Origin of the sequence: Pseudomonas sp. AN-B15 (assembly GCF_019056475.1) — a bacterium.
GTDB classification, from domain to species: Bacteria; Pseudomonadota; Gammaproteobacteria; order Pseudomonadales; family Pseudomonadaceae; genus Aquipseudomonas; species Aquipseudomonas parakoreensis.
Genome location: NZ_CP049737.1, coordinates 1,952,975 through 1,977,012, shown reverse-complemented (window position 1 = coordinate 1,977,012; position 24,038 = coordinate 1,952,975). Strand labels below are relative to the sequence as shown.

The window sequence follows — 24,038 nt, the reverse complement described above, 5'->3', positions numbered from 1 at the left end:
GCAAATCGCGCCTATCATATCCAAGAATGCTCATTAGCTTAAGGCCCAAGGTGCAAATGAAACGATCTGCTTTCTTTATCTCCGATGGCACCGGCATTACCGCCGAAACCCTGGGTCAAAGCCTTCTGGCGCAGTTCGAAAACATTACCTTCACCAAGCTCACGCGGCCGTATATCGACAACGCGGACAAAGCGCGGGCCATGGTACAACAAATCAACAAAGCCGCTGAAACCGACGGCTTTCGCCCGATCATCTTCGACACCATCGTCAATCAGGACATCCGTGAGATTCTCGCAACGTCCAATGGTTTCATGATCGACATTTTCTCGACCTTCCTCGCCCCGCTCGAACAGGAGCTGACCGAACATTCCTCCTACACCGTCGGCAAGTCGCATTCGATCGGCCACAACTCCAATTACATGGAGCGCATCGAAGCGGTGAACTTCGCTCTCGACAACGATGACGGCGCACGCACCCACTATTACGACAAGGCCGACCTGATACTAGTGGGCGTGTCGCGATGTGGTAAGACGCCGACGTGCCTGTACATGGCGATGCAATTCGGCATTCGCGCGGCCAACTACCCGTTGACCGAAGACGACATGGAGCGCCTGACCCTGCCAACCGCCCTGCGCGCCCATCAGCACAAGCTGTTCGGCTTGACCATCGACCCCGATCGCCTCACCGCGATCCGTAACGAGCGCAAGCCCAACAGTCGTTATTCGAGCTACGCCCAGTGCGAATTCGAAGTGCGCGAAGTGGAAAACCTGTTCCGCCGCGAAAACATCCCGCACATCAACTCCACGCATTTTTCGGTGGAAGAGATTTCGGCGAAGATTCTGGTGGAGAAAGGCGTCGAGCGGCGTTTCAAGTAACACCACTCGCCTCCTGTAGGAGCTGCCGCAGGCGGCGATCTTTTGATGTTGATCTGAAAAAATCAAAAGATCGCAGCCTGCGGCAGCTCCTACAGTGTTTGGCTTCAAATGACGAACAGGTCGATGAAACGATTCACGGGGGTCGCTTCAAGCTGCGCCTGATTCTTGCACAATGCGAAGATCTCGCCGCTGCGCTGCGCAGTGAATCGGGTCAGCAGATTCGCCTTGAACTTGTCCTCCAGCAATGGAATACCTTCGACCCGGCGCCGACGGTGGCCGATCGGGTATTCGACCACCACGTTCTCGGTGCTCGATCCATCCTTGAAAAACACCTGCACCGCGTTGGCGATCGAGCGCTTGTCAGCCTCCAGGTATTCGCGGGTGAAACGCGGGTCTTCGACGATGACCATTTTCTCGCGCAGCACATCGATGATCGGGTGCGCGGCGTGGAAGTCGTCCTCGTACTGCTCGGCCAGCAGATTGCCGAACGCCAGCGGCACGGCGGTCATGTACTGCAGGCAGTGATCGCGGTCGGCGGCGTTGGCCAGCGGTCCGACCTTGGAGATGATGCGAATCGCTGACTCATGGGTGGTGATGACGATGCGGTCGATCTCATGCAAGCGGTTGCGCACCAACGGATGCAAGGTCACCGCCGCTTCGCAGGCCGTTTGCGCGTGGAATTCGGCGGGGAAGCTGATCTTGAACAGCACGTTTTCCATCACGTAACTGCCGTAGGGCCGCGAAAAACTGAAGGTGCGTTTGCCCTCCGGCTTGAGCGCCAGATCGTTGTTGGTGTGGCTGAACGACACGTCATAGAAGCCCCACTGTTTGGCCGTCAACACCCCGGGAACGCCCATCTCGCCACGCAGGGCGATGTCGGCCAGACGCACGCCGCGGCTGGTCGCATCCCCCGCCGCCCAGGACTTGCGCGACCCGGCGTTCGGCGCATGACGATAAGTGCGCAAGGCCTGACCATCGGCGAAGGCATGGGACAACGCCGACAGCAGCTGCTCGCGATTGGCGCCCATCAGTTTCGCGGTGACGGCTGTGGAGGCGACTTTCACCAGCAACACATGGTCGAGGCCGACGCGGTTGAAGGAATTTTCCAGGGCTATCACGCCTTGAATCTCGTGGGCCATGATCATTGCTTCGAGCACGTCGCGCACGGTCAGTGGCGCTTCGCCGTTGGCGACACGCTTCTGCGACAGGTGATCGGCCACCGCGAGAATCCCGCCGAGGTTGTCCGACGGATGCCCCCATTCGGCCGCGAGCCAGGTGTCGTTGTAATCGAGCCAGCGCACGATGCAGCCGATGTCCCACGCGGCTTTCACCGGATCCAGGCGATAGGGAGTGCCAGGCACCCGCGCCCCGAACGGCACGACAGTGCCCTCGACAATGGGGCCGAGGTGTTTCGTGCATTCGGGGAACCGCAGCGCCAGCAGGCCACAGCCCAACGTGTCCATCAGGCAGTTGCGGGCGGTGTCGAGGGCTTCGGCAGATTCGATGTTGAAGGTGAGGACGTAATCGGCGATGTCCTGCAGGACACGGTCGTAGTCGGGGCGGTTGTTCAGGTCGACGTTGGCGCTCATGTTCGATTCACTCTGGCAGTGGTTCGTTGATGGGACCTCGGTTCAGGCGATGGATTTTTATTTTTGAAAAGCAATCTCTGTAGGAGCTGCCGAAGGCTGCGATCTTTTGATTTTGCTTTTCAAGATCAAGATCAAAAGATCGCAGCCTGCGGCAGCTCCTACAGTTCTGTTCGGTGTTGGATTCAGAAGGAGTCGCCAGGGATGCGCACGTAGCCTTCCATGAGGACGCGCGCACTGCGACTCATGATGGCTTTTTTCACCACCCACTCACCGTTTTCCAGGCTGGCTTCGGCACCGACGCGCAAGGTCCCGGACGGGTGGCCGAAGCGCACGGCATTGCGTTCGATACCGCCCGCCGCAAGATTCACCAGCGTCCCGGAAATCGCCGCCGCCGTGCCGATCGCCACCGCTGCCGTGCCCATCATCGCGTGGTGCAGTTTGCCCATCGACAATGCACGCACCAGCAGATCGACATCAGCGGCAGCAATCGATTTGCCGCTGGACGCGACGTAATCCGCAGGTTTGGCGACGAACGCGACTTTCGGCGTGTGCTGCCGCTTCGCTGCTTCATCCAGAGTCGAAATCAGGCCCATGCGCAACGCACCGTAGGCGCGGATGGTTTCGAACATCTGCAGCGCTTTCGGGTCGCTGTTGATCGCGCCTTGCAGCTCGGTGCCGGTGTAGCCGATGTCTGCGGCGTTGACGAAAATCGTCGGGATCCCGGCGTTGATCATGGTCGCCTGGAACGTCCCGACACCCGGCACCTCCAGCTGATCGATCAGGTTGCCGGTGGGGAACATCGAACCGCCGCCGCCCTCTTCTTCCGCCGCCGGGTCCATGAATTCGACCTGCACTTCGGCGGCCGGAAAGGTCACGCCGTCGAGTTCGAAATCACCGGTCTCCTGCACTTCGCCGTTGGTGATCGGCACATGGGCGATGATGGTCTTGCCGATGTTGGCCTGCCACACGCGCACCACCGCGACACCGTTGTGCGGAATGCGGCTGGCCTCCACCAGACCGTTGCTGATGGCGAACGAACCGACCGCTGCCGAGAGGTTGCCGCAGTTGCCGCTCCAGTCCACGAACGGTTTGTCGATGGAGACCTGACCGAACAGGTAATCGACGTCGTGATCAGCCTTGATGCTTTTCGACAGGATCACGGTTTTGCTGGTGCTCGAGGTGGCGCCGCCCATGCCGTCGATCTGTTTGTCGTAAGGGTCGGGGCTGCCGATTACCCGCAGCAGCAAGGCATCGCGGGCCGGGCCGGGAATCTGCGCGGCTTCGGGAAGATCCTTGAGGCTGAAAAACACGCCTTTGCTGGTGCCGCCGCGCATGTAGGTGGCGGGTATTTTGATCTGCGGTGCGAAATTAGCTGCGTGAGCCATGGTTGTTCCTCAAAGGACCAAGGGATTCATCATCCCTTGGTCGCTTAACTTGTTTTAAACGGCAACCGCCGACTCTTCAAGGAAGTCCTGGGCGAAGCGTTGCAACACGCCGCCGGCCTCGTAGATCGACACTTCTTCTGCGGTGTCGAGGCGGCAGGTCACCGGCACTTCAACGTGCTCGCCATTCTTGCGGTGGATTACCAGCGTCAGGTCGGCACGCGGGGTGCGGGCGCCGATCACGTCGTAGGTTTCGCTGCCGTCGATGGCCAGCGTGTGACGGTCGGTGCCCGGTTTGAACTCCAGCGGCAACACGCCCATGCCCACCAGGTTGGTGCGGTGGATACGCTCGAAGCCTTCGGCGACGATCGCTTCGACACCCGCCAGACGCACGCCCTTCGCCGCCCAGTCGCGGGACGAACCCTGACCGTAATCGGCGCCGGCAATGATGATCAGCGGCTGCTTGCGCTCCATGTAGGTTTCGATGGCTTCCCACATGCGCATCACCTTGCCTTCCGGCTCGACCCGCGCCAGCGAACCCTGCTTGACCTTGCCGTTTTCCTGGACCATTTCGTTGAACAGTTTCGGGTTGGCGAAGGTTGCGCGTTGCGCGGTCAAGTGGTCGCCACGGTGCGTGGCGTAGGAGTTGAAGTCTTCTTCCGGCAGACCCATCTTCGCCAGGTATTCGCCGGCGGCGCTGTCGAGCATGATCGCGTTGGAGGGCGACAGGTGGTCGGTGGTGATGTTGTCCGGCAGCACCGCCAGCGGGCGCATGCCCTTCAGCGGACGCGCCCCGGCCAGTGCGCCTTCCCAGTACGGCGGCCGACGGATGTAGGTGCTCATCTCGCGCCAGTCATACAGCGGCGCGACTTTCGGGCCGGTGTCTTCGTGGATGGCGAACATCGGTATGTAGACCTGCCGGAACTGCTCAGGCTTGACCGAAGATTTCACCACGGCGTCGATTTCTTCGTCGCTCGGCCAGATGTCTTTCAGGCGGATTTCCTTGCCATCGACCACGCCGAGCACGTCTTTTTCAATGTCGAAACGGATGGTCCCGGCGATGGCGTAAGCGACCACCAGCGGCGGCGACGCGAGGAACGCCTGTTTGGCGTACGGGTGAATGCGGCCGTCGAAGTTGCGGTTGCCGGAGAGCACAGCAGTCGCATACAGATCGCGGTCGATGATCTCTTGCTGGATCACCGGATCGAGTGCGCCGGACATGCCGTTGCAGGTGGTACAGGCAAACGCGACGACGCCGAAACCGAGTTGTTCCAGCTCCGTGGTCAGCCCCGCTTCGTCGAGGTACAGCGCTACGGTTTTCGAACCCGGCGCCAGCGAGGATTTGACCCATGGCTTGCGCGTCAGCCCCAGCTTGTTGGCGTTACGCGCCAAGAGGCCGGCGGCGATCACGTTGCGCGGGTTGCTGGTATTGGTGCAGCTGGTGATCGCGGCGATGATCACCGCGCCGTCAGGCATTTGCCCCGGCACGTCGTCCCACTGCCCGGAGATGCCTTTGGCCGCCAGATCCGCTACCGCCACACGGGCGTGCGGGTTGCTCGGGCCGGCCATGTTGCGCACCACCGAAGACAGATCGAAACTCAGGCCACGCTCATATTGCGCGCCTTTCAGGCTGTCGGCCCACAAGCCGTTGAGTCTGGCGTACTGCTCGACCAACTGCACTTGCTGGTCTTCACGCCCGGTGAGTTTCAGGTAGTCGATGGTCTGCTGGTCGATGTAGAACATCGCCGCCGTGGCGCCGTATTCCGGGGCCATGTTGGAGATGGTCGCACGGTCGCCAAGGGTCAGCGCGGAGGCACCTTCGCCGAAGAACTCCAGCCAGGCGCCAACGACTTTCTGTTTGCGCAGGTACTCGGTCAGGGCCAGCACCATGTCGGTGGCGGTGATGCCCGGTTGCAGCTTGCCGGTCAGTTCAACGCCGACGCTTTCCGGCAGGCGCATCCACGAGGCGCGGCCGAGCATCACGCTCTCGGCTTCGAGGCCACCGACGCCGATGGCGATCACGCCCAGTGCATCGACGTGCGGGGTGTGGCTGTCGGTGCCGACGCAGGTGTCGGGGAACGCCACGCCGTCGCGCACCTGGATCACCGGAGACATTTTCTCCAGGTTGATCTGGTGCATGATGCCGTTGCCCGGCGGGATCACGTCGACGTTCTTGAAGGCCTTTTTGGTCCAGTTGATGAAGTGGAAACGGTCTTCGTTGCGCCGGTCTTCGATGGCGCGGTTCTTCTCGAACGCCTGCTTGTCGAAACCGCCCGCTTCCACCGCCAGCGAGTGGTCGACGATCAGTTGCGTCGGCACCACCGGGTTGACTTGCGCCGGGTCGCCACCCTGCTGGGCAATCGCGTCACGCAGGCCAGCGAGGTCCACGAGCGCGGTCTGGCCGAGAATGTCGTGGCAGACCACGCGCGCCGGGAACCACGGGAAGTCGAGGTCGCGCTTGCGTTCGATCAGTTGCTTGAGGGAGTCGGTGAGCGTGGCCGGGTCGCAGCGACGCACCAGGTTCTCCGCCAGCACGCGGGAGGTGTACGGCAGGGTGTCGTAGCTGCCGGGCTGAATCGCCTCGACCGCCGTACGGACGTCGAAATAATCCAGGGAACTGCCGGGCAGGTTTTTGCGGAATGCTGTGTTCATCGGGTCAGGACTCGGGTCACGGTGGTTTCAAAGGGAGAGCCCTCCACACCGCCCCCCTGTAGGAGCTGCCGAAGGCTGCGATCTTTTGATCTTGATCTTGAAAAACAAAATCAAAAGATCGCAGCCTTCGGCAGCTCCTACAGGGGTTGCGCTTTGTGGCTGGCCCTCACCATTCAGCGACGTTCGATTGGCACGAACTTGCGCTGTTCAACGCCGACGTACTCGGCGCTCGGACGGATGATGCGGTTGTTGGCACGCTGTTCGAACACGTGCGCGGCCCAGCCGGTCAGGCGCGAGCAGACGAAAATCGGCGTGAACAGCTTGGTCGGGATGCCCATGAAGTGATACGCCGAGGCATGGTAGAAGTCGGCATTGGGGAACAGTTTCTTCTGCTCCCACATGGTCTTGTCGATGGCTTCGGAAACCGCGAACAACACCTTGTCACCGACTTCGTCAGCGAGTTTTTTCGACCAGCCCTTGATCACCTCGTTGCGCGGATCGCTGTCCTTATAGATCGCGTGGCCGAAGCCCATGATCTTGTCCTTGCGCTCCAGCATGCCGAGGGTGCCCTTGATCGCCTCTTCCGGCGACGAGAAGCGCTCGATCATTTCCATCGCCGCTTCGTTGGCGCCGCCGTGCAGCGGGCCGCGCAACGAACCGATGGCCGCGGTGACGCAGGAATACAGGTCGGACAGGGTCGATGCGCAAACACGAGCGGTAAACGTCGAAGCGTTGAATTCGTGTTCGGCGTAGAGGATCAGCGACACGTTCATCACTTTGACGTGCAGTTCGCTCGGTTTCTTGTCGTGCAACAGGTGCAGGAAGTGGCCGCCAATCGATGGCTCATCACTGACGCAGTTGATGCGTTTGCCGTCGTGACTGAAGCGATACCAGTAGCACATGATCGCCGGGAAAGCGGCGAGCAGACGATCGGTCTTGTCGCGCTGCTCGGAGAAATCTTTCTCCGGTTCGAGGTTGCCGAGGAACGAACAACCGGTGCGCATGACGTCCATCGGGTGAGCGTCGGCAGGGATGCGTTCGAGCACTTCTTTCAGTGCTGGCGGCAGATCGCGCAGCTTGCTCAGCTTTTGCTGGTAGGCGTCGAGTTGCGCCTGGGTCGGCAGTTCGCCGTACAGCAGCAGGTACGCCACTTCTTCGAACTGCGCGTCGGCTGCCAGTTCACGCACGTCGTAGCCGCGATAAGTCAGCCCGGCACCGGCCTGGCCCACGGTGGACAGTGCGGTTTGCCCGGCAACCTGGCCCCGGAGCCCGGCGCCACTGAGTACTTTTGCTTCGGCCATTGCTGTCTCCAATCTTGAATTTGTTAGGGAATCTGCAATTACGGTGTTGTTGGCAAAAGATCGCAGCCTTCGGCAGCTCCTGCATCGACCGCGTTCCTGTAGGAGCTGTCGAGTGAAACGAGGCTGCGATCTTTTGATCTTCGCCTTTATTTTTTAGCGGCAAACAACGCATCGAGCTTCTGCTCGAAGGTGTGGTAGTCGATGCGATCGTAAAGCTCCATGCGTGTCTGCATGGTGTCGATGACATTCTGCTGGGTGCCGTCGCGGCGGATCGCGGTGTAGACGTTTTCCGCGGCCTTGTTCATCGCGCGGAACGCCGACAGCGGGTACAGCACCAGCGACACATCGGCGCCAGCCAGTTGCTCGGTGGTGTACAGCGGTGTCGAGCCGAACTCGGTGATGTTGGCGAGGATCGGTGCCTTCACGCGGTTGGCGAACAGCTTGTACATCTCAAGTTCGGTGATGGCTTCCGGGAAGATCATGTCGGCGCCGGCCTCGATGCACGCGGCGGCGCGATCCAGTGCCGACTCCAGGCCTTCAACCGCCAGCGCGTCAGTGCGCGCCATGATCACAAAGCTGTCATCGGTACGGGCATCGACCGCTGCCTTGATGCGGTCGACCATTTCCTGCTGGGTGACGATTTCCTTGTTCGGACGGTGGCCGCAGCGCTTGGCGCCGACCTGGTCTTCGATGTGAATCGCCGCCGCGCCGAACTTGATCATCGACTTCACGGTGCGCGCCACGTTGAACGCCGAGGCGCCGAAACCGGTGTCGACGTCCACCAGCAGCGGCAAGTCGCAGACGTCGGTAATGCGCCGCACGTCAGTCAGCACGTCATCCAGGCCGGTGATGCCCAGGTCCGGCACGCCGAGCGAGCCTGCGGCCACCCCGCCACCGGACAGGTAGATCGCCTTGAAACCGGCACGCTTGGCCAGCAGCGCATGGTTGGCGTTGATCGCGCCGACCACCTGCAATGGATGCTCGCTGGCGACTGCATCGCGGAAACGCTGGCCTGGAGTGTTCTGCTTGGAACTCATGACTCACCTCGTTCAGTGGCTGTCTTATTGTCGGCGCCGTCCTGGTAATGACGGGCGATGTTGCGTTTCGAGGCGCCGATGTGGCGGCGCATCAACAATTCCGCGAGCTCGCCGTCACGGTCGGCGATGGCATCGAGAATCCGGTGGTGTTCGGCAAACGCCTGACGTGGCCGATTGGGCGTGGTGGAAAACTGGATGCGGTACATGCGCACCAGTTGATACAACTCGCCGCAGAGCATCTGGGTCAGGGTGCGATTGCCGCTGCCCTGAATGATTCGATAGTGAAAGTCGAAATCGCCTTCCTGCTGGTAATAGCCGACGCCGGCCTGAAACGCCGCGTCGCGCTCGTGGGTTTCCAGCACCCGGCGCAGTTCGTCGATGTCTTCGACGCTCATGCGCTCGGCCGCCAGACGGCAGGCCATGCCTTCAAGGGATTCGCGGATTTCGTAGAGTTCGAGCAATTCGGCATGGCTGAGCGACACCACTCGCGCGCCGACATGCGGTACGCGCACCAGCAGGCGTTGACCTTCGAGCCGATGAATGGCCTCGCGCAGCGGCCCGCGGCTGATGCCGTAGGTGCGCGCCAGCTCCGGCTCGGAGATCTTGCTGCCGGGGGCGATCTCACCTTTGACGATGGCCGCCTGGATGCGCCGGAAGACGTTTTCCGAGAGCGTCTCGGAATCGTCGCCGCTGATGACCGGGGGATCGAGTTGATCCAGCATGATTGTCGACACCTTCAAATCCAATGCGGCAAAAACTAGCCAATTAGCCCGCACCAGTCAAAGGATAAATCCACATTGTCGACAATCGTCTAATAACCCTCTCCAACAACCCCAAGGGTTATAGACCGGCGCGAGCGCTGGCGCCATAAAACCACCGTGCTAGAATGCCGCCCGCATTTGCTGGCCATTTGTACGGCTTGTCATAAAAAGCTGATAGGCACACGCAGGCGCTTGCGCAAGTTTTGCCAGGAACCTGAACCGTAAACGGAACGCTGCGCACCAGGATTTATGAGACTCAAGCCCTTCCCCACATTTTTTGCGCTGTTTTGCCTGCCCGGCCTCGCCGCGGCGGGGGAAAAAACCGTGTACGGCCTCAACGAATATGCATCGCTTGACGGCATCAATCTGCAAGTCGCGGCCAAACTCGACACCGGCGCCAAAACCGCCTCACTGAGTGCCCGCGACATTAAACGCTTCAAACGCAATGGCGAGTCGTGGGTACGTTTCTACCTGGCGATCGACGCTGCGCATTCGCACCCGATCGAACGGCCGCTGGCCCGGGTCAGCAAGATCAAGCGCCGCGCTGGCGACTACGACCCGGAAGAAGGCAAGAAGTACACCGCGCGTCCGGTGATCGAGCTGGACATCTGCATGGGCACGGCGCTGCGCAGCATCGAAGTGAACCTGACCGACCGTAGTGCGTTCCAATACCCGCTTTTGATCGGCTCCGAAGCGCTGAAACGCTTCGACGCGCTGGTCGACCCCAGTCTTAAATACGCTGCCGGCAAACCCGCCTGCACCATCGCCGCTCATACCGCCGAGTAATTTCCATGCGTTCTCTAACCTTCCACCTGAAAATCCTGATCACCATTCTGGTGCTCCTGGGCGTTTCGGTTACGGCCTATCAGATTTTCGTGCTCGGCATCCCGGTGACCGAAGACGCTACCGACGACCTGTGGAACATCGACGCCAAAGTCGAGTTCATCGCCAGCACCAAGGATCCGGTGAAAGTCCAGATGTTCGTGCCGCCGCTGAGCCGCGATTACGTCAGCCTCAACGAAAGCTTTATCTCCAATAATTACGGCGTGGCGGTCAACCGCGTCGACGGCAACCGCAAGGTCACCTGGTCCGCGCGCCGGGCCAAGGGCAACCAGACCCTTTATTACCGTCTGGTGCTGACCAAACGCTATACCGCAGAAAAATCCAAGATCAAAGGCCCGACCTTCCGCGACAGCATCGCCATCGAAGGCCCGGAAAAAATCGCCGCAGAAGCCCTGCTCGCACCGATCCGCCAGCACTCGGCCGACGTCGAGACCTTCATCGGCGAAGCGATCAAACGCGTCAACAACGTCAACGACGATAACGTCAAACTGCTGCTGGCCGGCGACCCGTCAACGCCGCACAAGGCGAAGATCGTCGAACTGCTGTTGTCGATCGCCCACGTGCCGGTAGAAAAAGTCCATACCATCCGCCTCGTTGCCGATCAACCGCAAACCCCGGAGCTGTGGCTGCGCAGCTTCAATGGCAACGACTGGCTGTACTTCAATCCGGAAACCGGTGAGCAAGGCCTGCCGACCGACCGTCTGCTGTGGTGGACCGGTGATGAAAACCTGATCACCGTCGACGGCGCGAAGAAAGCCAACGTGACCTTCAGCCTGAACAACAGCGAGATGAACGCGATTCGTCTGGCCAAGCTGACCGACGAAAACACCGATGCCAACTTCCTCGAATACTCGTTGTACGGCCTGCCGCTGCAGACCCAGCAGACGTTCATGATCATGGTGATGATCCCGATCGGCGTGCTGGTGATCCTGATCCTGCGCAACCTGATCGGCCTGCAGACCCTCGGCACCTTTACCCCGGTGCTGATCGCCCTGGCCTTCCGCGAAACGCAACTGGGCTTCGGCATCCTGCTGTTTACCGTGATCACCGCGCTGGGCCTGTCCTTACGGTCGTACCTGGAACACCTGAAGCTGCAGATGCTGCCGCGCCTGTCGGTGGTGTTGACCTTCGTGGTAGTCCTGATTGCCGCCATCAGCCTGTTCAGCCACAAGCTGGGGCTGGAGCGTGGCTTGTCGGTGGCGCTGTTCCCGATGGTGATTCTGACCATGACCATCGAACGCCTGTCGATCACCTGGGAAGAACGCGGCGCCAGCCATGCCATGAAAGTGGCGATCGGCACCCTGTTCGCCGCCTCGCTGGCCCACCTGATCATGACCGTGCCGGAGCTGGTGTACTTCGTGTTTACCTTCCCGGCGATCCTGCTGATTCTGGTCGGTTTCATGCTGGCGATGGGTCGCTATCGCGGTTACCGCCTGACCGAACTGGTGCGCTTCAAGGCTTTCCTGAAGAAGGCTGACGCCTGATGTTCGGTTTCTGGAAGACCTGGAAGGCTCTGGAGGCGCGGGGCATCATGGGCATCAATCGGCGTAACGCCGACTACGTGCTCAAGTACAACAAGCGCAGCCTGTACCCGATCGTCGATGACAAGATCATCACCAAGGAGCGCGCGATCGAGGCCGGCATTCATGTGCCGGAGCTGTATGGCGTGATCTCCACGGAGAAGGAAATCGACAAGCTCGACGCGATCATCGGCGGGCGCAACGATTTCGTGATCAAGCCGGCTCAAGGTGCGGGCGGTGACGGCATCATCGTCATCGCCGACCGCTTCGAAGGCCGCTATCGCACGGTCTCGGGCAAGATCCTTGCCCACGAAGAACTCGAGCACCACATCTCGAGCATTCTCACCGGCCTGTATTCGCTGGGCGGCCACCGCGACCGCGCGCTGATCGAATACCGGGTGACCCCGGATCAGATCTTCAAGAGCATCAGCTACGAAGGCGTGCCGGACATCCGCATCATCGTGTTGATGGGCTATCCGGTGATGGCCATGCTACGCCTGCCAACCCGTCAGTCCGGCGGCAAGGCCAACCTGCACCAGGGCGCCATCGGCGTCGGTGTCGATCTCGCCACCGGCCTGACCCTGCGCGGCACCTGGCTGAACAACATCATCAACAAACACCCCGACACCACCAACGCGGTGGACGGCGTGCAACTGCCCTACTGGGACGGTTTCATGAAACTCGCCGCCGGCTGTTATGAACTGTGCGGCCTGGGCTACATCGGTGTGGACATGGTGCTGGACCAGGAAAAAGGCCCGCTGATTCTCGAACTGAATGCGCGGCCGGGGCTGAATATCCAGATAGCCAACGACTGCGGGCTGACTCAGCGTACGCATGCAGTCGAAGCGCATCTGGAGGAGCTGAAGGCGCGTGGCGTGACCGAGTCGGTCGAGGAACGGGTGGCGTTTACTCAGGAGATGTTTGGGCATATTCCGGCGGTCGAGGGCTGATCCCTGTGGCGAGGGAGCTTGCTCCCCCTCGGCTGCGCAGCAGTCGTAAGATTTTTGGGGAGCGCTTCGCACTCCAACGGGAGCAAGCTCCCTCGCCACAGGTTGCTCGTCAGCCGCTGCGGATCTGCCAATCCCCGACATCCCCTCTAGGAGCAATTCCCGCAGAGGACTACAATCCCCACCCCGCCTCGATGGCCGATCTGCCCCGCCCATGTTGACCTGTTCCGTACACCCGCTGCCCTACCGTGCCAACCCCGCCGACTACTTCGCGGCCATCCGCCATGCACCCGGCGCCGTGCTGCTCGACAGCGGCCGGCCAAGTGCCGACCGTGGCCGTTATGACCTGCTCAGCGCCTGGCCGCTGGCACAACTGGCGGTGTTGCCCGATGAAAGCGGCGACGTATTCCTGCAACGCCTGCGGGATAATCTGACTCGCCTGGGCGAAGCGCAACTGCCTGCCGAATATGACCTGCCTTTCGCCGGCGGCCTGATCGGCTATCTGAGCTACGACTTCGGCCGACATCTCGAGAATCTGCCGAGCCTGGCCCGGGACGATCTGCAACTGCCCGACGCGCGGTTCGGCCTGTACGACTGGGCGCTGATCAGCGATCACCAGACCGCCACCAGTCAATTGGTGTTTCACCCGTCACTGGCCGACAGCGAGCGGCAACGGCTGATTGCGCTGTTCAGCCAACCAATCTCAGCGCCGCTGACGCCGTTCAAGCTGCACACGCCGATGACTGCCGATCTTTCGCCGGACGACTATCGCCAGGCACTGGAGCGCATTCACCAGTACATCCAGGCCGGCGACTGCTATCAGGTCAACTTCGCCCAGCGTTTCCGCGCAACCTGCCAAGGCGATCCATGGCTGGCCTACTGCGCGTTGCGCGAGGCTTGCCCGACACCGTTTTCCGGTTTCCAAAGCCTGCCCGACGGCGACGCGGTGTTGAGCCTGTCGCCAGAGCGCTTCGTCAAAGTCAGCCAGCGCCAGGTGGAAACCCGCCCGATCAAAGGCACTCGCCCGCGCGGCCTGACGCCTGCCGAAGACGCGGCCAACGCCGCCGAACTGCTGGCCAGCCCCAAGGATCGCGCGGAAAACCTGATGATCGTCGACCTGCTGCGCAACGACCTCGGCCGCACCTGCCGCATCGGCTCGGTGCGGGTACCGGAGCTGTTCAGCCTGGAAAGCTATCCGAACGTGCATCACCTGGTCAGCAGCGTGACCGGGGAACTGGCGGATGACCGCGACGCACTCGACCTGATCGCCGGCAGCTTCCCCGGCGGCTCGATCACCGGCGCCCCGAAGATCCGCGCGATGCAGATCATCGACGAACTGGAGCCGACGCGACGCGGGTTGTATTGCGGCTCGCTGCTGTACCTGGACGTACGCGGCGAGATGGACAGCTCCATCGCGATTCGCAGTCTGTTGGTCAAGGATGGGCAGGTGTGTTGCTGGGGGGGTGGCGGGATCGTGGCTGATTCGGATTGGCAGGCGGAGTATCAGGAGTCGATTACCAAGGTCCGAATCCTCCTCGAAACCCTGCAAAACCTCTGAATGACGCAACCCCTGTAGGAGCTGCCGAAGGCTGCGATCTTTTGATCCTGTTTTTAAACAATCAAGATCAAGATCAAAAGATCGCAGCCTTCGGCAGCTCCTACAGAGGGATTGAGGGTTACAAGGACAGGTCGCGGTTCGAAGCCTTGAGGAACTCCTGCTTCAGCTCGGCAAACGTATGCACCGCCGGGAACTGCGGGAACTCGCGAATCACGTTGTCCGGCGCATGGAACAGAATCCCCGCGTCCGCCTCGCCGAGCATGCTCGTATCGTTGTACGAATCGCCCGCCGCAATCACTCGGTAGTACAGGCTCTTGAATGCCAGTACCGACTGACGCTTGGGGTCTTTCTGACGCAGTTGATAACTGGTCACCCGCCCACTGTCGTCAGTGATCAGGCGATGGCAGAGCAAGGTCGGGAAGCCCAGTTGGCGCATCAGCGGCTGGGAGAATTCGTAGAAGGTGTCCGAGAGAATCACCACCTGGAAGCGCTCGCGCAGCCAGTCAACGAACTCCACCGCGCCGTCCAGCGGCTTGAGGGTGGCGATCACTTCCTGAATGTCCGAGAGCTTCAGGCCGTGCTCGTCGAGGATGCGCAGACGCTGCTTCATCAGCACGTCGTAATCGGGAATGTCCCGGGTCGTGGCCTTGAGGGATTCGATTCCGGTTTTTTCGGCGAAGGCGATCCAGATTTCCGGTACCAGTACCCCTTCAAGATCCAGGCAAGCAATTTCCACAAGACACTCCCGTTTGTAGTGATTATCGAGTCGAGCGAGCCCGAACTCTAGCGACTCCCCCGCGACCGCGCAACGCAGCGGGCGCCCCTTACTCCGCCGCTTTTTGTTACCATCGGCGCCATATAGAGCGCCCAGCGCCACCGACCTGTAGGAAGCCGCCCTGATGAGCCCAACGTTCGATGTCGTGGAACTCGCCACGACCTATGCCAACAAATCCGCCCAGGACATCCTGAAACTCGCGTTCGCCGAGTTCGGTGATGAACTGTGGATCTCTTTCAGTGGCGCCGAGGATGTGGTGCTGGTGGACATGGCCTGGAAGCTGAACAAGAACGTCAAGGTGTTCAGCCTCGACACCGGCCGCCTGCATCCGGAAACCTATCGCTTCATCGATCAGGTGCGCGAGCACTACAAGATCGATATCGAACTGGTGTCGCCGGACTACACGAAACTCGAACCTTTCGTGAAGGAAAAAGGCCTGTTCAGCTTCTACAGGGACGGTCATGGCGAATGCTGCGGCATCCGCAAGATCGAGCCACTGCGCCGCAAACTGTCTGGCGTCAAAGCCTGGGCCACCGGCCAGCGCCGCGACCAGAGCCCGGGCACCCGCAGCGCCGTGGCGGTGCTGGAAATCGACACCGCGTTCTCAACCCCGGAACGCACCCTGTACAAATTCAACCCGCTGGCGCAAATGACCAGCGAAGAGATCTGGGGCTACATCCGCATGCTCGAGCTGCCCTACAACAGCCTGCATGAGCGCGGCTTCATCAGCATCGGCTGCGAACCCTGCACCCGCCCGGTCCTGCCGAACCAGCACGAACGCGAAGGCCGCTGGTGGTGGGAAGAAGCCACGCAGAAAGAGTGCGGGCTGCATGCGGGGAATATCATCAGCAAGGCCTGATTTCCAAATCCATTGACATCCCTGTGGGAGCGAGCCTGCTCGCGAATGCGGAATCTCAGTCGACATCTTCGCTGACTGATCCAACGCATTCGCGAGCAGGCTCGCTCCCACTTTTTTGCACCTGCGCGACCTTAAAAATGTGTACACACGAATGTCACCATCGGTGCCATTTATGTGTGCACTTTTTGTTTTCACGCCCTGAAAAGTTACATCCCTTGGCAAAACGCCTCTGTCTTGCCACCTCCGCAAAATCCCCCGCAAAAAATAAATACCTGTTCAATCGGTCAATTTATAACCAAATATTTTCAACCACTTAGCGTTCATTGATAACTTTTCGAAATGAGCGCAGCGCTCCATAGATCGCTAATTGGCACAGATCTGGCTTTGGTGCATACATGTTTTGTATACAAAACTGCAAAACATCTATCCACACTTTCGATCCGCAAGCCTGAAGCGCCCTATCCCGTACAGGCTGCAGATGCCCCGTAACCAGTGATGTTTGCTGGCCGCGACGAAGATTTGTCGAGCCCTGAGCTCATGCACAGTCATCGCGGCCCCGCCCATCAGGAGCCTGCCGGAATGCGTACAAGTCTCTCCAACAACATCGCGTTGAATCTGCCCGCCTCTGCCCTCGACCAACCATCGCCCGACGCGGCTCTGGCCGCCCCGCTACAACTGAGCCCACGCCTGCACAACAGTGACCTCGCACCGACCCGGGCCGAAGGTCGGCGCTGGGGCAAATACAGCATCTTCGCGCTGTGGACCAACGATGTGCACAACATCGCCAACTACTCGTTCGCCATCGGCCTGTATGCGTTGGGCCTGGGCGGCTGGCAGATTCTGCTATCGCTGGGGATCGGTGCGGCGCTGGTGTACTTCTTCATGAACCTGTCCGGCTACATGGGGCAGAAAACCGGGGTGCCGTTTCCGGTGATCAGCCGGATCAGTTTCGGCATTCACGGCGCGCAGATTCCGGCGTTGATTCGCGCGGTGATCGCCATCGCCTGGTTCGGCATTCAGACGTATCTGGCGTCGGTGGTATTTCGCGTGCTGCTGACGGCGATTCACCCCGGCTTCGCCGACTACGACCACAACTCGATTCTCGGCCTGTCAACGCTGGGCTGGGTGTGCTTCGTGGTGATCTGGTTCGTGCAACTGGCGATCCTCGCCTATGGCATGGAAATGGTCCGCCGTTACGAAGCCTTTGCCGGGCCGGTGATTCTGCTGACCGTCGCCGCGCTCGCCGCGTGGATGTACACCCAGGCCAATGCGACCATCGCCTGGTCGATCCGCGACCCGCTGACCGGTGGCGAGATGTGGCGCAACATCTTTGCCGGCGGCGCGCTGTGGCTGGCGATCTACGGCACGCTGATCCTGAATTTCTGCGACTTCGCCCGCTCCTCGCCATGCCGCAAAACCATCAAGGTCGGCAATTTCTGGGGCCTGCCGGTAAATATTCTGGTGTTCGCTGCCATCACCGTCCTGCTCTGCGGCGCGCAATTTCAGATCAACGGGCGGGTCATCGAAAGCCCGACCGAAATCATCGCTTCGATTCCCAACACATTCTTTCTGGTGCTCGGTTGCCTGGCGTTCCTGATCGTCACCGTGGCGGTGAACATCATGGCCAACTTCGTCGCCCCGGCCTTCGTGCTCAGCAACCTGGCGCCGAAATACCTGACCTTCCGCCGCGCCGGGCTCATCAGCGCGACCATCGCCGTGCTGATCCTGCCGTGGAACCTCTACAACAGCCCACTGGTAATCGTGTATTTCCTCTCAGGCCTCGGCGCCCTGCTCGGCCCGTTGTACGGCGTGATCATGGTCGACTACTGGCTGATCCGCAAAGGCCGGATCCACGTCCCGCAGTTGTACAGCGAAGATCCCGACGGTGCCTATTACTACAGCCGCGGGGTGAATTTCCGCGCGGTGGCGGCGTTCATTCCGGCAGCGCTGATTGCCATCGTCCTGGCGCTGGTCCCGGGTTTCCACAGCATTTCGCCGTTCTCCTGGCTAGTGGGTGCCGGCATCGCCGCCCTGCTCTACCTGATCATCGCCAAGCGTCAGCCGCACTACGCCGACGTCAGCGGCGAATCCATCGCCGTCGATAACGTCAGCCATTAATTTCCTCGCGGCCCGGACTTCGGGCCGCCGAACTGCCCGCAATAAGGACTTCTCATGCGTATTCTTGTGGTCAACGTCAACACCACCGAATCCATCACCCAGGCCATCGCCCGCTCGGCGCAAGCGGTCGCTGCCCCCGGTACGGAAATCGTCGGTCTGACGCCGTTCTTCGGCGCCGACTCGGTGGAAGGCAATTTCGAAAGTTATCTGGCGGCCATCGCCGTGATGGATCGGGTGATGTCCTACGACCAACCGTTCGACGCGGTGATTCAGGCGGGTTACGGCGAACACGGTCGCGAAGGTTTGCAGGAACTGCTGAACGTGCCTGTGGTGGACATCACCGACGCCGCCGCCAGCACTGCGATGTTTCTCGGCCACGCCTATTCGGTGGTCACGACGCTGGATCGCACCGTGCCGCTGATCGAGGATCGGCTGAAACTGTCCGGCTTGTGGGATCGCTGTGCATCGGTGCGGGCCAGCGGTCTGGCGGTGCTGGAACTGGAGCACGAGCCACAACGGGCGCTGGAAGCCATCGTGCAACAGGCGGAACTGGCAGTCACCCAGGACAAGGCCGAAGTGATCTGTCTGGGCTGCGGCGGCATGGCCGGGCTGGACGAACAGATCCGCCGCCGTACCGGGGTGCCGGTGGTGGACGGCGTGACGGCGGCGGTGACCATTGCTGAATCGCTGGTGCGGCTGGGGTTGTCGACGTCCAAAGTGCGGACTTATGCGACGCCGCGGCCGAAACAGATCATTGGCTGGGCGGAGCGGTTTGCCCGTTAGACCGGGTTATCGTTCATCGCGGGCAAGCCTCGCTCCCTCAGGTTTCGCGTTGTATCACCATCATGTGAACGACGAAGAACCTGTGGGAGCGTGGCTTGCCCGCGATGGCCACACCTCGGTCCCAAAGTCCTGCTCAAACAGCACTGAACCGCCGAGCCAACCCCCGCTCTGCAAACTGCTCAATCACAAAATCGACAAACGCCCGAGTCTTGCCTGGCAACAATTTATGCTCGGCGTAGTAGATCGAAATGTTGCCGTCATCGATGTACCAGTCCGGCAGTACGCGCTGCAATGTGCCAGCCTCCAGATACCCCACGGCAAACGGCATGCTGACCAGCGCGATCCCCAGCCCCTGCGCTGCCGTGGCGCAGGCGGCTTCGGAGTCGCTCATGGTCATTCGCGTCTTCAGGGTCAAGGGCTGACAGAGCTGACTGCCGCTGCTGATCAACTGCCAGGAGCGCACACGACCGGTTTGCGGCGAACGAATCAGGATGCCATCGTGACGTTGCAGGTCGTCCGGTTCGGCAATCGCCTCGTGCTTTTGCAGGTAGTCAGCAGACGCCACCAACACACGATGCGCGGGTGCCAACTTGCGTGCGACCACGCCTTGGGGCAATTCAAAGCCCCCGCCAATCGCCGCATCGAAACCCTGCCCAATCAAGTCGACCTGACGGTTATCAAAATGCCAGTCCGGGTTGATCGCCGGAAACCGACGTAAAAACTCTTGCAGCAACGGCACGATGTACAAACGCCCGAACACCGTGCCCATGCTGACTTTCAACGTCCCCGCCGGCAGTCCTTCCACACTCGACAGATTGGCCACCGCATTCTGAATCGTCGTCAAACTGCCACTGACCTGACTCAAAAACAGCTTGCCGGCCTCGGTCAGGGTCAGGCTGCGTGTACTACGCTGGAACAGCCGTACACCGAGCCGCACCTCAAGCTTCGCCACACTCTTGCCGACGGCGGCCGGGGTCAGGCTCAAGCGCCGGGCGGCCTCGGCAAAGCTGCCGACTTCGGCGCTGCGCACGAAGCATTCGATACTGCTGAAAGTTTCCATGATCGCCACTATAAACTTCTGGTTTACACAGACTATAGCAATCATGGTCTACACGGTTGTCGATGCGAGGCCGATACTCGGCTCCAACAACAAGGCACCCCGCCTTGAATTTTCTGGAGATCGAACATGACCACTCAACACCTCAGCGGCAAAGTCGCTCTGATTCAAGGCGGTTCCCGTGGTATCGGCGCCGCCATCGTCAAACGTCTGGCCGCCGAAGGCGCCGCGGTCGCCTTCACCTACGTCAGCTCCACCGCCAAGGCCGAAGAATTGCAAAACAGCATCACCGCCAACGGCGGCAAAGCGTTGGCGATCAAGGCCGACAGCGCCGACGAAGGCGCTATCCGCAACGCCGTCAGCGCCACCGTCGACGCCTTTGGCCGCCTGGATATTCTGGTGAACAACGCCGGCGTCCTGGCCATCGCGCCGCTGGAAGACTTCAAACTGGAAGACTTCGACCAGACGCTGGCGATCAACGTACGCAGCGTGTTCATCGCGTCTCAGGAAGCCGCCAAGCACATGGGCGAAGGTTCGCGCATCGTCAACATCGGCAGTACCAACGCCGACCGCATGCCCTTCGGCGGTGGCGGTGTGTACGCGATGAGCAAATCAGCACTGGTCGGTCTGACCAAAGGCCTGGCCCGCGACCTCGGCCCGCGCGGCATCACCATCAACAACGTGCAACCCGGCCCGGTCGACACCGACATGAACCCCGCGCACGGTGATTTCGCTGAAAGCCTGATCCCGCTGATGGCGGTGGGCCGTTACGGCACTGCCGATGAAATCGCCGGTTTCGTCGCCTATCTGGTGGGCCCGGAAGCCGGTTACATCACCGGTGCCAGCCTGACCATCGACGGTGGTTTCGGCGCCTGATTGCGCTGAATCCCGGGTACAAAAAACGCCGCACCTCTTTACAGAGAGCGGCGTTTTTTATGGGCGCGTTACTGGGGGCTCAAGTCCACTCCAGCGCTGGCAAACCGCAGGCACTCGGGGTGAATGCCTTGAGCGTGCGCAGAATCCCGTCGGCGTGAGTGTATTTTTCATCAGCCATGGCCGCGTCGGGAATCGCGATGGCAGTCATCCCCGCCGCTTTCGCCGCGGTAACGCCAAACGGCGAATCCTCGAACACCAGGCAATCCTCAGGCGCGACACCCAGACGCCGGGCCGCAGTGAGGAAGATGTCCGGCGCCGGCTTGGCTGCGCCGACTTCCGGGTCGTCCGCCGTGACAATGAAGTCGAACAGCGCAAACCAGTCGCGGTGCAAGGTGGTTTTCTGGCCGAACGACTGTCGCGACGAACTGGTGCCCACGGCGATCGGGATGTTGTGTGCCTTGAGGTGGCGAATCAGCTCCTCCGCGCCCGGCATCGCCTGAGCATTGGGAAAGCGTTCACGCATCAGCGGCTCGCGGATCACCAGAAACTCTTCAGCGCTGATCGGCAGATCCAGCGCCTGCACCACGTAGTTCGCCAAGTCATTGGCGCCGCGACCGATGATGTTCTGTTTAACGCTCCAGTCGAAGGTCCGCCCATAGCGCTCGGCAATGAGCGAGGTGACCTCGGTGTAGATGCCTTCGGTGTCCAGCAGCAAACCGTCCATGTCGAAAATCACGGCCTTGATCGGGCCAAACGTCTTCATCGGTGCATTCATCATCGGATCCGTTATCAAAAACATCCCGGGCGGCCCAGCTGGCGCCGCTGCTTGGATCTGATTAATGGGTTCAGCAGCATAGCGAGGCCAGCAGACATTGAGCAACGGGCAATGTTTATCGGCCGTGGAATGACTCGCTGATGTTTAGCGAAATGCCCTACAGATAACGCCTGATTTCCCGACATTTTTACCTAGGTGCTGGCGAGACCTTCAGAGTCACACCAGAGGCGCTACTCCTCCTCATCCTCCAACGGCAACTCATCCCGCCCTAAAGGATCCGTAGGAGAAGGCAGCGGATACTCCGGCGTTTGATCGACATCGTCATCTTTCTGCTCACCACCCATCTCACACCTCCCAAGGGCCTGACAGAACCCCAGGCCCTAAAGACTCGCATCACCACCGATCAGGATCAAAAGAACAAGCAATTACTGCTCATCCTCATCCTCTTGATACTCCATGTCTGCTTCATCCGCATCATTCAACGGCACCGTCGCATCATCCATCAGCGACCCCGGATCCTCGTTGCCCGGATCATTGATAAACGGCAAACCGCTCGGGCCTTTTTCTTCCTTGCCTTCGGTTTCGGGCGTCATGGCAAACCTCTACGTCTGGTGGGTTGTATAACGTTCGAAAAGCCCTACAGCCAATCGTTCCAGTGTCCGACCGCCAGACATGAAAAACCCGGCACCAGGCCGGGTTTGCTTTCGAATATTCAATCAATGATGGCGGTTTTTATGTTTGTACTTGTTGTGCTTGTGACCACCGCCGGAATGCCCGCTTCCGCCGTCGTCACCCAGGTTGTTGCCCACCGCACCACCGGCTGCACCGCCCAAACCGGCACCGATAGCGGAGCCGGTGGAGCCGCCCAGGCTATTGCCAACCACCGAGCCGCCGGCAGCGCCGAGACCACCGCCGATGGCGGCTTCGGTGCGATTGTGTTTATTCGCTCCGACCGCGCTGCCTGCTGCGCCACCGACGCCTGCGCCAACCGCGGCACCAGTGCTGCCGCCGAGCTGGCCACCGACCACGTTACCGAGCACACCGCCCAGTCCGCCACCGACGGCGGCGCTACCATCGCCGGCGGCCATCGCACCTTGGGCGACCAGTAATCCGAAAAACAGTGCAGATAATGACAAACGCATTTGAACCTCACAGTTCCCGAATCGGGACGGTATGCCCACAGGGCCTATGTCAGATTGGAGACATTTTTCGGAAAAACGTTCAGCCATGAAAAAGCCCGGCGTCGAGCCGGGCTTTTTCTGACAAACGTTCGCAATCAGTGACGCTTGTGACCTTTGGACAGGTTGGCGCCGACGGCACCACCGGCAGCGCCACCCAGGCCGGCGCCAATGGTCGCGCCATTTCGGCCGCCCAGGCTGTTGCCGATCACCGAACCACCGGCCGCGCCGACACCACCGCCGATAGCCGCCTTGGTGCGGCTGCCTTTGCCGGCGGCCATCGCACTGCCGGCCGCGCCTGCAACACCGGCACCAATCGCCGCGCCGGTGCTGCCGCCCATTTTCTGGCCGACCACATTACCCAGCGCACCACCCAGACCGCCGCCGAGTGCCGCAGTGCCTTCACCAGCCACCGCACCTTGAGCAACCAGAAGCCCCAGAACCAGAGCGGGCAATGTTAGACGCATGACAAAAACCTCAAAAATAGGGAGACCAAAAAGGGGCCGAGATTGAAAGCTGCCGACGCGCTGAAGTCCAGAAAAATCAGCTGCCGCCGAGCACTAGGCGCCGATTGGACAGCGTTTTTGCAAAAGGTTTTATTGCAGGCAAAAAAAAGCCCGCTGGGGAGACGGGCTGGAGACTTGCTTTCTAACGGATGGCTTCACCCTACGTCCGTGGACGTGAAAAGTTTGTGAAAAAAAAACCGAATCTGCCCTATCACTTGTAGGAGATTTCCTTTCATAAACATCAGGCATAAAAAACCCCGTTCATAGACGGGGTTGTTTGGTCTCACCTTACTTTCTTGAACGGGCCGAAACCTTCGGAAGGAATTTGGCTTTCGGCCCCTTGGGCGTGGTGGACTTGATCTTGCCGGTCTGCACCGGGTCCTCGCCAAAGCCCGATTGGTACTCCGTCTGGCCGCAACGGACACAGTTGTTGAATGAAAACTCGGCTCCATCGTCTTCGATATACGGATCAGTCATAGCCTCTCCCCTTTGCAATAGATCGACACCGGCAAAGCCCTTTTGCCTGAAAAAATATCGACCTCCAAGGCTTTTGAGACTAGCCGGTCATTACTGGACTTGCGGTTCAGCTCGACCGATGCCCGACGAATGGCCTACACCTCTTCAACATCCCGTTACCCGAAGGCGC

The 24,038-nt window shown here is 60.5% G+C and carries 22 protein-coding genes; 9 read left to right on the top strand and 13 right to left on the bottom strand.

Features of this window, described 5'->3' with window-relative positions; translation table 11 throughout:
* Window positions 1-56 precede the first annotated feature (56 nt).
* A complete protein-coding gene (locus tag GTQ41_RS09155) occupies window positions 57-875 on the top strand; it encodes a pyruvate, water dikinase regulatory protein (RefSeq protein ID WP_007960912.1) in 819 nt (272 codons plus the stop codon).
* Between the two features lie 104 nt (window positions 876-979).
* Here the strand turns inward: GTQ41_RS09155 and prpD are convergent, their stop codons facing one another.
* From prpD to GTQ41_RS09125, 6 genes are all read right to left on the bottom strand, one after another.
* Entirely contained in the window at window positions 980-2,464 is a 1,485-nt protein-coding gene (gene prpD, locus GTQ41_RS09150) for a 2-methylcitrate dehydratase (RefSeq protein ID WP_047292995.1), read from the bottom strand.
* 182 nt (window positions 2,465-2,646) lie between these two features.
* Window positions 2,647-3,849 carry a 2-methylaconitate cis-trans isomerase PrpF gene (prpF, locus tag GTQ41_RS09145; protein ID WP_047292994.1) on the bottom strand — a complete coding sequence of 401 codons (1,203 nt, stop codon included), beginning with the start codon at window positions 3,847-3,849 and terminating at the stop codon, window positions 2,647-2,649.
* 54 nt (window positions 3,850-3,903) lie between these two features.
* A complete protein-coding gene (acnD, locus tag GTQ41_RS09140) occupies window positions 3,904-6,498 on the bottom strand; it encodes a Fe/S-dependent 2-methylisocitrate dehydratase AcnD (RefSeq protein ID WP_047292993.1) in 2,595 nt (864 codons plus the stop codon).
* A gap of 173 nt (window positions 6,499-6,671) precedes the next feature.
* Window positions 6,672-7,799 carry a 2-methylcitrate synthase gene (gene prpC, locus GTQ41_RS09135; protein ID WP_047292992.1) on the bottom strand — a complete coding sequence of 376 codons (1,128 nt, stop codon included), beginning with the start codon at window positions 7,797-7,799 and terminating at the stop codon, window positions 6,672-6,674.
* 146 nt (window positions 7,800-7,945) lie between these two features.
* Complete coding sequence (gene prpB / locus GTQ41_RS09130) at window positions 7,946-8,836, bottom strand: methylisocitrate lyase (protein WP_041067638.1); 891 nt, start codon at window positions 8,834-8,836, stop codon at window positions 7,946-7,948.
* The gene (locus tag GTQ41_RS09125) at window positions 8,833-9,555 is read right to left on the bottom strand and encodes a GntR family transcriptional regulator (protein WP_174377155.1); all 723 of its coding nucleotides are present in this window, start codon (window positions 9,553-9,555) and stop codon (window positions 8,833-8,835) included. Before GTQ41_RS09125 ends, prpB begins: the two co-directional genes overlap by 4 nt.
* 291 nt (window positions 9,556-9,846) lie before the next feature.
* Here GTQ41_RS09125 and GTQ41_RS09120 point away from each other — a divergent pair, with 291 nt between their 5' ends.
* The 4 genes from GTQ41_RS09120 (at window position 9,847) to pabB (ending at window position 14,465) form a co-directional block, all read left to right on the top strand.
* Window positions 9,847-10,383: an ATP-dependent zinc protease gene (locus tag GTQ41_RS09120; protein ID WP_025110318.1), complete on the top strand. Its 537-nt coding sequence runs from the start codon at window positions 9,847-9,849 to the stop codon at window positions 10,381-10,383.
* A 5-nt stretch (window positions 10,384-10,388) separates the two neighbouring features.
* On the top strand, window positions 10,389-11,924 hold the full coding sequence (locus tag GTQ41_RS09115) for an inactive transglutaminase family protein (protein ID WP_047292989.1): 1,536 nt from the start codon (window positions 10,389-10,391) through the stop codon (window positions 11,922-11,924).
* Window positions 11,924-12,910 carry an alpha-L-glutamate ligase-like protein gene (locus GTQ41_RS09110; protein ID WP_041067621.1) on the top strand — a complete coding sequence of 329 codons (987 nt, stop codon included), beginning with the start codon at window positions 11,924-11,926 and terminating at the stop codon, window positions 12,908-12,910. The genes GTQ41_RS09115 and GTQ41_RS09110 overlap by 1 nt, the downstream gene beginning before the upstream one ends.
* A gap of 211 nt (window positions 12,911-13,121) precedes the next feature.
* The gene (pabB, locus tag GTQ41_RS09105; protein ID WP_047292988.1) at window positions 13,122-14,465 is read left to right on the top strand and encodes an aminodeoxychorismate synthase component I; all 1,344 of its coding nucleotides are present in this window, start codon (window positions 13,122-13,124) and stop codon (window positions 14,463-14,465) included.
* Window positions 14,466-14,583: 118 nt separating this feature from the next.
* Here pabB and thrH read toward each other — a convergent pair whose 3' ends face one another.
* Complete coding sequence (gene thrH / locus GTQ41_RS09100; protein WP_041067615.1) at window positions 14,584-15,201, bottom strand: bifunctional phosphoserine phosphatase/homoserine phosphotransferase ThrH; 618 nt, start codon at window positions 15,199-15,201, stop codon at window positions 14,584-14,586.
* Window positions 15,202-15,364: 163 nt separating this feature from the next.
* Between thrH and GTQ41_RS09095 the strand changes: the two genes are divergently transcribed.
* From GTQ41_RS09095 to GTQ41_RS09085, 3 genes are all read left to right on the top strand, one after another.
* Window positions 15,365-16,099, top strand: coding sequence for a phosphoadenylyl-sulfate reductase (locus tag GTQ41_RS09095; RefSeq protein ID WP_047292986.1), 735 nt, complete (start codon window positions 15,365-15,367; stop codon window positions 16,097-16,099).
* A gap of 579 nt (window positions 16,100-16,678) precedes the next feature.
* Window positions 16,679-18,217: an NCS1 family nucleobase:cation symporter-1 gene (locus GTQ41_RS09090; protein WP_047292984.1), complete on the top strand. Its 1,539-nt coding sequence runs from the start codon at window positions 16,679-16,681 to the stop codon at window positions 18,215-18,217.
* A gap of 54 nt (window positions 18,218-18,271) precedes the next feature.
* Window positions 18,272-19,000, top strand: a complete 729-nt coding sequence (locus GTQ41_RS09085; protein ID WP_047292982.1) for an aspartate/glutamate racemase family protein — start codon at window positions 18,272-18,274, stop codon at window positions 18,998-19,000.
* A gap of 133 nt (window positions 19,001-19,133) precedes the next feature.
* On the opposite strand, the gene GTQ41_RS09080 is transcribed toward GTQ41_RS09085, so the two are convergent.
* Window positions 19,134-20,060, bottom strand: coding sequence for a LysR family transcriptional regulator (locus GTQ41_RS09080; RefSeq protein WP_047293057.1), 927 nt, complete (start codon window positions 20,058-20,060; stop codon window positions 19,134-19,136).
* Window positions 20,061-20,186: 126 nt separating this feature from the next.
* Here GTQ41_RS09080 and GTQ41_RS09075 point away from each other — a divergent pair, with 126 nt between their 5' ends.
* Window positions 20,187-20,933 (top strand): 3-oxoacyl-ACP reductase family protein, encoded by a 747-nt coding sequence (locus GTQ41_RS09075; RefSeq protein WP_047292979.1) that lies wholly within the window; start codon window positions 20,187-20,189, stop codon window positions 20,931-20,933.
* Between the two features lie 79 nt (window positions 20,934-21,012).
* Here the strand turns inward: GTQ41_RS09075 and GTQ41_RS09070 are convergent, their stop codons facing one another.
* The 5 genes from GTQ41_RS09070 to GTQ41_RS09050 all read right to left on the bottom strand — a co-directional run bounded on the left by GTQ41_RS09070 (window position 21,013) and on the right by GTQ41_RS09050 (window position 23,869).
* On the bottom strand, window positions 21,013-21,708 hold the full coding sequence (locus GTQ41_RS09070; protein ID WP_047292977.1) for an HAD-IA family hydrolase: 696 nt from the start codon (window positions 21,706-21,708) through the stop codon (window positions 21,013-21,015).
* Window positions 21,709-22,133: 425 nt separating this feature from the next.
* Window positions 22,134-22,301 (bottom strand): hypothetical protein, encoded by a 168-nt coding sequence (locus GTQ41_RS09065; RefSeq protein WP_166495567.1) that lies wholly within the window; start codon window positions 22,299-22,301, stop codon window positions 22,134-22,136.
* Window positions 22,302-22,424: 123 nt separating this feature from the next.
* Window positions 22,425-22,850 carry a YMGG-like glycine zipper-containing protein gene (locus GTQ41_RS09060; protein WP_041067599.1) on the bottom strand — a complete coding sequence of 142 codons (426 nt, stop codon included), beginning with the start codon at window positions 22,848-22,850 and terminating at the stop codon, window positions 22,425-22,427.
* 134 nt (window positions 22,851-22,984) lie between these two features.
* A complete protein-coding gene (locus GTQ41_RS09055; RefSeq protein WP_007960728.1) occupies window positions 22,985-23,353 on the bottom strand; it encodes a glycine zipper domain-containing protein in 369 nt (122 codons plus the stop codon).
* Window positions 23,354-23,680: 327 nt separating this feature from the next.
* On the bottom strand, window positions 23,681-23,869 hold the full coding sequence (locus GTQ41_RS09050) for a hypothetical protein (protein ID WP_041067596.1): 189 nt from the start codon (window positions 23,867-23,869) through the stop codon (window positions 23,681-23,683).
* Window positions 23,870-24,038: the final 169 nt, after the last annotated feature.

What these genes read in the sequence shown, in the direction of transcription:
- GTQ41_RS09095 (WP_047292986.1), top strand. Translation starts at nt 15,365, where the DNA reads ATGAGCCCAACGTTCGATGTCGTGGAACTCGCCACGACCTATGCCAAC.
- prpC (WP_047292992.1), bottom strand. Translation starts at nt 7,799, where the DNA reads ATGGCCGAAGCAAAAGTACTCAGTGGCGCCGGGCTCCGGGGCCAGGTT.
- GTQ41_RS09115 (WP_047292989.1), top strand. Translation starts at nt 10,389, where the DNA reads ATGCGTTCTCTAACCTTCCACCTGAAAATCCTGATCACCATTCTGGTG.
- GTQ41_RS09060 (WP_041067599.1), bottom strand. Translation starts at nt 22,850, where the DNA reads ATGCGTTTGTCATTATCTGCACTGTTTTTCGGATTACTGGTCGCCCAA.
- GTQ41_RS09090 (WP_047292984.1), top strand. Translation starts at nt 16,679, where the DNA reads ATGCGTACAAGTCTCTCCAACAACATCGCGTTGAATCTGCCCGCCTCT.
- GTQ41_RS09110 (WP_041067621.1), top strand. Translation starts at nt 11,924, where the DNA reads ATGTTCGGTTTCTGGAAGACCTGGAAGGCTCTGGAGGCGCGGGGCATC.
- GTQ41_RS09120 (WP_025110318.1), top strand. Translation starts at nt 9,847, where the DNA reads ATGAGACTCAAGCCCTTCCCCACATTTTTTGCGCTGTTTTGCCTGCCC.
- GTQ41_RS09080 (WP_047293057.1), bottom strand. Translation starts at nt 20,060, where the DNA reads ATGGAAACTTTCAGCAGTATCGAATGCTTCGTGCGCAGCGCCGAAGTC.
- pabB (WP_047292988.1), top strand. Translation starts at nt 13,122, where the DNA reads ATGTTGACCTGTTCCGTACACCCGCTGCCCTACCGTGCCAACCCCGCC.
- GTQ41_RS09075 (WP_047292979.1), top strand. Translation starts at nt 20,187, where the DNA reads ATGACCACTCAACACCTCAGCGGCAAAGTCGCTCTGATTCAAGGCGGT.
- GTQ41_RS09070 (WP_047292977.1), bottom strand. Translation starts at nt 21,708, where the DNA reads ATGAATGCACCGATGAAGACGTTTGGCCCGATCAAGGCCGTGATTTTC.
- prpB (WP_041067638.1), bottom strand. Translation starts at nt 8,836, where the DNA reads ATGAGTTCCAAGCAGAACACTCCAGGCCAGCGTTTCCGCGATGCAGTC.
- GTQ41_RS09155 (WP_007960912.1), top strand. Translation starts at nt 57, where the DNA reads ATGAAACGATCTGCTTTCTTTATCTCCGATGGCACCGGCATTACCGCC.
- GTQ41_RS09085 (WP_047292982.1), top strand. Translation starts at nt 18,272, where the DNA reads ATGCGTATTCTTGTGGTCAACGTCAACACCACCGAATCCATCACCCAG.
- GTQ41_RS09050 (WP_041067596.1), bottom strand. Translation starts at nt 23,869, where the DNA reads ATGACTGATCCGTATATCGAAGACGATGGAGCCGAGTTTTCATTCAAC.
- prpD (WP_047292995.1), bottom strand. Translation starts at nt 2,464, where the DNA reads ATGAGCGCCAACGTCGACCTGAACAACCGCCCCGACTACGACCGTGTC.
- acnD (WP_047292993.1), bottom strand. Translation starts at nt 6,498, where the DNA reads ATGAACACAGCATTCCGCAAAAACCTGCCCGGCAGTTCCCTGGATTAT.
- GTQ41_RS09055 (WP_007960728.1), bottom strand. Translation starts at nt 23,353, where the DNA reads ATGCGTCTAACATTGCCCGCTCTGGTTCTGGGGCTTCTGGTTGCTCAA.
- GTQ41_RS09065 (WP_166495567.1), bottom strand. Translation starts at nt 22,301, where the DNA reads ATGACGCCCGAAACCGAAGGCAAGGAAGAAAAAGGCCCGAGCGGTTTG.
- prpF (WP_047292994.1), bottom strand. Translation starts at nt 3,849, where the DNA reads ATGGCTCACGCAGCTAATTTCGCACCGCAGATCAAAATACCCGCCACC.